General features: G+C 48.7%; 7 protein-coding genes. 3 read left to right on the top strand and 4 right to left on the bottom strand.

Going from position 1 to position 7512, the window contains the following annotated elements; all coding sequences use genetic code 11:
* Positions 1-234 precede the first annotated feature (234 nt).
* Together guaA and guaB are read right to left on the bottom strand one after the other, a co-directional pair.
* On the bottom strand, positions 235-1812 hold the full coding sequence (gene guaA / locus H595_RS0118885) for a glutamine-hydrolyzing GMP synthase (RefSeq protein ID WP_027672564.1): 1578 nt from the start codon (positions 1810-1812) through the stop codon (positions 235-237).
* Positions 1813-1870: 58 nt separating this feature from the next.
* Positions 1871-3340: an IMP dehydrogenase gene (gene guaB / locus H595_RS0118880; RefSeq protein WP_027672563.1), complete on the bottom strand. Its 1470-nt coding sequence runs from the start codon at positions 3338-3340 to the stop codon at positions 1871-1873.
* 137 nt (positions 3341-3477) lie between these two features.
* Between guaB and xseA the strand changes: the two genes are divergently transcribed.
* The 3 genes from xseA to H595_RS23980 all read left to right on the top strand — a co-directional run bounded on the left by xseA (position 3478) and on the right by H595_RS23980 (position 6230).
* A complete protein-coding gene (gene xseA / locus H595_RS0118875) occupies positions 3478-4830 on the top strand; it encodes an exodeoxyribonuclease VII large subunit (RefSeq protein WP_027672562.1) in 1353 nt (450 codons plus the stop codon).
* A 104-nt stretch (positions 4831-4934) separates the two neighbouring features.
* The gene (locus H595_RS0118870; RefSeq protein WP_027672561.1) at positions 4935-5762 is read left to right on the top strand and encodes a MipA/OmpV family protein; all 828 of its coding nucleotides are present in this window, start codon (positions 4935-4937) and stop codon (positions 5760-5762) included.
* Positions 5763-6059: 297 nt separating this feature from the next.
* The gene (locus H595_RS23980) at positions 6060-6230 is read left to right on the top strand and encodes a prevent-host-death protein (protein WP_156886028.1); all 171 of its coding nucleotides are present in this window, start codon (positions 6060-6062) and stop codon (positions 6228-6230) included.
* A gap of 124 nt (positions 6231-6354) precedes the next feature.
* On the opposite strand, the gene H595_RS0118860 is transcribed toward H595_RS23980, so the two are convergent.
* A complete protein-coding gene (locus H595_RS0118860; RefSeq protein WP_156886027.1) occupies positions 6355-6741 on the bottom strand; it encodes a hypothetical protein in 387 nt (128 codons plus the stop codon).
* Between the two features lie 108 nt (positions 6742-6849).
* The gene (locus H595_RS0118855; RefSeq protein WP_027672559.1) at positions 6850-7350 is read right to left on the bottom strand and encodes a hypothetical protein; all 501 of its coding nucleotides are present in this window, start codon (positions 7348-7350) and stop codon (positions 6850-6852) included.
* Between the last annotated feature and the right edge of the window lie 162 nt (positions 7351-7512).

Raw genomic sequence — 7512 nt, 5'->3', positions numbered from 1 at the left:
CAGGCAAGACTGGATAATATCGGGTTCCAGAACATCGGACAGCGATGCAAATTCGGTAAGGCGGTTGATTGACGTGCGTGCTAATGCTTCTGACAATTCCATAAAAAAATCCGATGGCTTAACGGCTCATCGGATTCTTACATCTCCACAGGATCGGTCAACCGATCAGGAAAATATTTCTTAACTGATCGGCATTAAGCATTGCGCTGGCCTTTTTTATTTAGCTTAAGGGGGTTATTCCCACTCTATCGTCGCTGGCGGCTTGCCGCTGATATCGTATACCACGCGGGATATGCCGTTGATCTCATTGATAATACGGTTTGACACCTTACCCAGCAGCTCGTATGGCAGGTGTGCCCAGTGCGCGGTCATAAAGTCGATGGTTTCTACGGCACGCAGTGATACTACCCAATCATACTTACGCGCATCGCCCATTACACCGACTGATTTTACCGGCAAGAATACCGCAAACGCCTGGCTTACTTTGTTGTAAAGGTCGGCTTTGTGTAGCTCTTCAATAAAAATCGCGTCGGCACGGCGCAGGATATCGCAGTAGTCTTTTTTAATTTCGCCCAATACACGAACACCTAAACCGGGTCCCGGGAACGGGTGACGGTACAGCATGTCGTATGGCAGGCCAAGCTCTAAGCCCACTTTACGCACTTCGTCTTTAAACAGCTCACGCAGTGGCTCAACTAAACCCAGCTTCATATGCGCTGGCAGGCCGCCAACGTTATGGTGCGATTTAATTACGTGCGCTTTACCGGTGGCAGAGCCAGCAGATTCAATCACGTCAGGGTAAATGGTGCCCTGCGCCAGCCACTTGGCGTTTTCCAGCAGTTGCGACTGTTCATCAAACACTTCAACAAACACGCGGCCGATGGTTTTACGTTTAACTTCAGGGTCATTCTGGCCTGCTAACGCATCAAGGAAGCGATCTTCAGCATCAACTTTAATGATGTTAAGACCAAAATGGTCACCAAACATGTCCATCACCTGCTTGCCTTCGTTTAAGCGCAGCAAGCCGTTATCAACGAACACACAGGTCAGGTTTTTGCCAATGGCGCGGTGCAACAACATCGCTACTACCGAGCTGTCTACCCCACCAGATAAACCTAAAATAACCTGGTCATCACCTATTTGCTGCTTTAAGCGGATAATGGCATCTTCAATAATCGACGCCGGGGTCCACAACTTGTCGCAGCCACAAATATCGGCAACGAAATGCTCCAGCATACGCAGGCCCTGACGCGTATGGGTAACTTCAGGATGGAACTGCACACCGTAGAACTGGCGTACTTCGTCTACCATGCCCGCATGTGGGCAGGTTGGCGTTGCAGCACAGGTTATAAACCCGTCTGGAACTTGCACTACCTTGTCGCCGTGGCTCATCCACACGTCTAACAAAGCATTACCGTTACCGCCAACGTGGTCTTCAATTTTGGCAAATAAATCGTTCGCTGCAACCACTTCAACCTGAGCATAGCCAAACTCGCGCATGTCCGAGCCCTGCACCTTGCCGCCTAACTGCTCGGCCATGGTTTGCATCCCGTAGCAAATGCCCAATACCGGCACACCCGCTTCAAACACATACTGAGGAGCGCGCGGAGAATTTGCTTCGTGCACACTTTCCGGGCCACCGGACAAAATAATACCGGTTGGGTTAAAGTCACGAATTTGCTCTTCAGTTACATCCCAGGCCCACAGCTCGCAATACACGCCAATTTCGCGCACGCGCCGTGCAATCAGCTGAGTGTACTGTGAACCAAAGTCGAGGATTAAGATGCGGTGGTGATGAATGTTTTTGTTCATAGCGACCTTTAAAAAGTAAAGCGGCTGGTGTGAGCCAGCCGATAAAACCGAAATCAGTTTAGCCTAAACGGTAGTTTGGTGCTTCTTTGGTAATTTGCACATCGTGTACGTGCGACTCGCCCATACCGGCAGACGTTACCCGAACAAACTCTGGTTTAGTACGCAGTTCGTCAATGGTTGGGCATCCTGTTAAGCCCATAGCACTGCGCAGGCCACCCATTTGCTGGTGAATAATGTTTTCCATTGGGCCTTTATAGGCAACACGGCCTTCAATACCTTCCGGTACCAGTTTTTCAGCATTGTTACTGCCCTGGAAATAGCGGTCTGACGAACCATTGCGCTGCGACATCGCGCCTAACGAGCCCATTCCACGGTAAGATTTATAGTAACGGCCCTGATACAACTCAACATCGCCTGGCGCTTCTTCCGTACCGGCAAACATTGAGCCTACCATCACGCAGTTAGCACCGGCCACCAGGGCCTTGGCCACATCGCCAGAGAAGCGAATACCGCCATCAGCAATAATGGTGACGTCGGTGCCGGCCACGCCCATAACCGCTTCTGAAATAGCGGTAATTTGTGGCACACCACAACCGGTAACAATACGGGTGGTACAAATTGAACCCGGGCCTATACCCACTTTAACCGCATTGGCGCCAGCTTCAGCCAGCGCTTTAGCACCTTCGGCCGTAGCCACGTTACCGGCAACAATTTGCAAATCCGGGTATTGCGCGCGGGTTTGCTTAACACGGTCAATAACCCCTTGTGAATGACCATGCGAGGTATCGATCAGCAGAATATCCACACCGGCTTCAACCAGCGCAGCAATACGCTCGTCTGTACCAGGGCCTACGCCAACAGCAGCGCCTACACGTAACCGGCCTAACTCGTCTTTACAGGCGTTTGGCTTACTGGCGGCTTTGTAATAATCGCGAACGGTAATAAGGCCTTTTAATTTAAAGGCGCCATCTACCACTAACACTTTTTCAATGCGATGCTCGTGCATGCGCTTAAACGCTTCTTCGCGTGGGTCGGTTTCCAGTACGGTAACCAAGCGCTCGCGTGGCGTCATTAAGCTTGAGACTTTTTCGTTGTTATTCGCTTCAAAGCTCATATCACGGCTGGTAAGCATACCCACCAGATTATGGCTGGCATCTACCACCGGAAAACCGGAGAAACCATGCTGCTGCGCAAGCGACTGCACATCGCGGATACTCATATCCGGTGTCACAGTAACCGGGTCTGACACCACACCGCTTTCGTATTTTTTAACTTTACGAACGTTGGCCGCTTGATCTTCAATGGTCATATTTTTATGAATAAAACCTAAGCCGCCTTCCTGCGCTAGCGCAATGGCTAAACGGGCTTCCGTTACGGTGTCCATTGAAGCAGAAACCATAGGAATATTCAGCGTAATGCTTTTAGTCAGTCGGGTGCGTAAATCGGCGGTATGGGGTAGAACAGTAGAGTGCGCCGGTACCAATAACACGTCGTCAAAGGTGAGGGCTTCTTGTTTGATCCTGAGCATTGCAACAATCTCGCGGTGGCTGAAAAGATAGGGAATGTTGCGGCGCAATTTTAACGGTTTTGTTGGCGTATCACAAACGCTTTTTTATTTTATGTTATTCTGGCCCCAGGTTGTTACCGCTGCAAACATGAGCTGCCATGCAAAATACTGCGCAAAACCCCGATATTTATACTGTTTCCCGCTTAAACAGCGAAGTCCGCTTAACGCTGGAACTGCAATTTCAAACCCTTTGGCTGCAAGGCGAAATCTCTAATTTTGTCGCTGCAGCCAGTGGCCATTGGTACTTTTCGTTAAAAGACAGCGCGGCGCAGGTAAAATGCGCCATGTTTAAACAAGCTAACCGCAACAGTAGTTTTCGGCCGCAAAATGGCCAGCAGGTGCTTATTCGCGCTCGTATCAGTGTTTACGAGCCACGCGGTGAATACCAGTTACTGGCAGAATTTATTGAAAGCGCCGGTGCCGGTTTACTCAAGCAGCAATTTGAACAGCTAAAAGCCAAACTGGCCGCTGAGGGCTTATTCGACCCGGCGATAAAAAGACCCCTACCAGCACAGGTGCAGCGTGTTGGTGTTATTACCTCCCCTACCGGCGCCGCCATTCGCGATATTGTTACGGTGCTTAACCGCCGCGCCCCCGGCATTGAAGTCATCGTTTACCCGTCGCAAGTGCAAGGGGATACGGCCGCCGCGCAGCTGCGCAACATGCTAAGCAGCGCAATACGCCGTAACGAAGTCGATGTGCTGATTATTGGCCGTGGCGGTGGTTCGTTAGAAGATTTATGGTGTTTTAACGACGAACAGCTGTGCCGTGCTGTGGCGGCTTGCCCTATTCCAATTGTTAGCGCCGTCGGCCACGAAATTGATTTTGCTCTAACCGATTTTGTCGCCGATGTACGCGCGCCAACGCCTTCGGCCGCGGCAGAGCTGGTATCACCGGATCAAAGCCATTTATTAGAACGAATAGCCAGGCTACGCAACGCATTAATTCAAGCCCAGCGCGCCCGCATGCAGCAAGTGGCGCCAAAACTTATTAACCTAAGCCAGCGCTTGTTAGCCTTACACCCCAAACGGCGCTTACAGCAGCAACAACAGCGGCTGGACGAGCTACAACTGCGCCTTAGCGCGCATATTAAGCGTAAAATTAGCGCCACACAGCAACAACAACAATATCTGGATAAAAGCCTGCGCCAGTTATCGCCGCTAAAAACCCTGCTACAGCATACACAGCATATTAATCAGCTCGAACGCCGGCTTATTAACGCCCAGCAGATGCAGTTAAAGCAAAGCAAACAACAACTGGCGCAGTTAAGCAGCCAGCTAAACACCGTAAGCCCGCTGGCTACCTTAGCCCGCGGTTACAGCATTACCTTTGACAATAAACAACAGGTGGTCACTTCCAGCAGCCAGCTTAAAGCCGGTGATAAGGTAGTAATTAAACTGGCAGAGGGCGGTTTTGATGCACAAATAACAAAGCTGACTGAGCTTAAGTAATAAAAAGTACGTCAATAAGATCTACTTATAAAAGTTAACCGTAAACCGAAGCTGAACACTTACTCACGCTGCATTCTGGCCTGCTAACACAGGTGAGGTTTTACATGAAAAAGTTTACCGGTTTACTGTTAGTTACTTTACTACATGGTTTTTTGCCTCAAACCGTATTAGCGCAGGACGACAAAACAGCACTGCTGCCTTTACCTTCGGTAGACGACTTTACCCGGGGTAATGACGGTTGGGCGTTCGCGCTGGGCGCGGGTATCGAGTACGAAACCGCTTACGAAGGGTCAGACGAATTTGGTTTTGAAGTACAGCCAGCCGGCGCAATACAATGGCGCCGCGGTGATGATATTTTCTACTTTGCCGGTGAAGCACTGGGCTGGCGCGGCGTACGGGCAGACACCTGGCTACTGGAAGCCTTAATTGGCTTTGATGAAGGCCGCGAAGAAAACGAATCAGACGATGGCCGCCTTGATGGGCTGGGTAACACCGAAGAAGGCTTTGAAGTAGTGCTGCAGGCACGGCGGGCTTTTAGCAACGACTGGCGTTATTGGTTGGTAAGCCGGCTGGTTACCGGAGACAACGGCAATCTTGCATTGTTTGGCGTGGGACGGCGCTTTGGCGATAAAACCGACGGTTCCGGATCGGAGATTAACCTGGTAGCAGTATTTCACGACAGCAAATATGCCAATACCGGTTTCGGCATAACCGCAGAGCAATCGCTGGCGTCGGGTTTAGCTGAAACCAACCTGAGTGGCGGCCTACGCTCTATCGGCATTGATTACAACTACCGCCATAATATCAACGAGAACTGGCAAATTTTCGCCGAGGCGCTGTACGAGCACTTCAGTAGCGACGTACGCAACAGCCCCATCGCCCGTGGCAACTATGAAGCCGAAGTAGGCATCGGATTTATTTATATATTCTAACCTGACCAAAGCTTACTCAAGGGACCGGCTGTAGCTGGTCCGGCAATCGGGGATAACTCGGGACGCAGCTAAAACCTTAGCGAAACTCTAAAAAAAGTAACCCCTCACAGGGCGCTGATCTTACGGGTAGCGGGAGGGGTGTTGTTACGCGACATCATAATAGTTAACGCTTAATTATCAAGTCAAGTTAAGTTGCTTCTCTTCACAAAACAGGCTAATCCTTGATAAGTTAGCACAATTTAGCCATATCCAGTTATCAGCGAAACTGATATCGTAACTTTTGCTATGGATACAATTATGCCGACACTAGCCACCGATGAAACCAGCTTAAACTTCGATGAGTTACCACAAGATGCGCAGCCAGAAGTGTTTAAAACGGCGTACCTTAAGCACTGTTTTAACGCAGCGAAGGACGACTTAGCGCAAGGCAATATTGTTGATGGTGGAGCATTTCTTAGTGCGCTGTAGCAGCCGCTATGCAGAGCAGCCGTTAACTAGCTACGACTCTACCCTCCACAAAATCAGCGACACTGACCCTTTTGATTGAAATTCTGTCCAGTGGAGCGAAGCGGAACGATGTTTGACCGCTTTGTTAAGCTTGTTTACAGCGAAGATTAAGTTGTTTTATTGCCGATTGATAATTTTCGTTTTCTTTAGCGATGTCATTTCTTACACGCTCTGCGCTTTCTTTATATTTTTGTTGATAAGAGCTGATTTTCATTTCGTCTGTAGCCTTTGCCTCTAGCACCATAAGCGTTTCTTGTAGCTTTAAAACCCTCTGGCCGTGATTGCCCTCAAGCGCAGCTAGGTTTTCTACTTGGCAGATTGTGGCTTTTTGTACTGTATGAGCTGGTGCTTCTGGATTTTTAAATTCCGACAGAAAGTAACCTCTTGCAGCAAATCCAGCAGTAAAGCCAACAGCGAGAAGCGATAACCCAAATACAACAGGATGCGATTCAAATTTTTCTTTTATAGACATGCCTTCCTCCTGCGATGGTTTATTGCTTAACGCCGCCAGTAGCTGCCGAAAAGCCGCGCAGCGGATTTGAGGTCCAGGCCACGCAGTGGCCATTGCTGACTGGCCTTGTTAAACATTTTCTTTCTCGAGCTCGGCAATAATAGCTTTAGTACTTTGTTCGTATTCATCAAAGTCTCTAACTTTTTTATGCATTCGCATAGTTTGAGAGCAAGTCATAAAAATCAGCATTGAAACTGCAAATGCTGTCACCTGCGCTCCTGTTCTGCCGATAAGGCCACCTAAGCCATACCAGCCACTGAGTTCACCCATAAAGGGAAATATTGAACCATAGATAGCACCAATTGCCCCGTACATTGCAATTTTTATAAGTGATACAAGATATAACTGATTTAATTCATTTTTATCAGAATGATATTTCGATACTTCAATTAATTCTTTATTGAGCTTTTCAAGCTGAAGTTTTCTAGCAATCTGTTTGCTTTCTATTTTTGCTTTTTTGCTCCGCTCCAATCGGGAATCAAGCCATTTCTGAAGTAGAGGAGTGAACAAATTTGCGACTATTGCAAGAGGAATAGCTAGAGCAATACTCACCCATAAATCAATACTCAATGTTGCCTCCTTTCTCTAATATGTTATCGTGGTAGAACGACCCATTACTGAGCCGCCCCCACACAGATCCGGACGTGCGGAATTACCGCATCCGGCTCTTCAGTTATATATTCACTCGTGTAAAACACGCCCTTAATACCAGTCAACATGGATAATTCGCTT

Origin of the sequence: Rheinheimera baltica DSM 14885 (assembly GCF_000425345.1) — a bacterium.
In the GTDB taxonomy this organism is placed as follows: Bacteria; Pseudomonadota; Gammaproteobacteria; order Enterobacterales; family Alteromonadaceae; genus Alishewanella; species Alishewanella baltica.
This window is presented reverse-complemented; position numbering and strand designations above follow the sequence as displayed.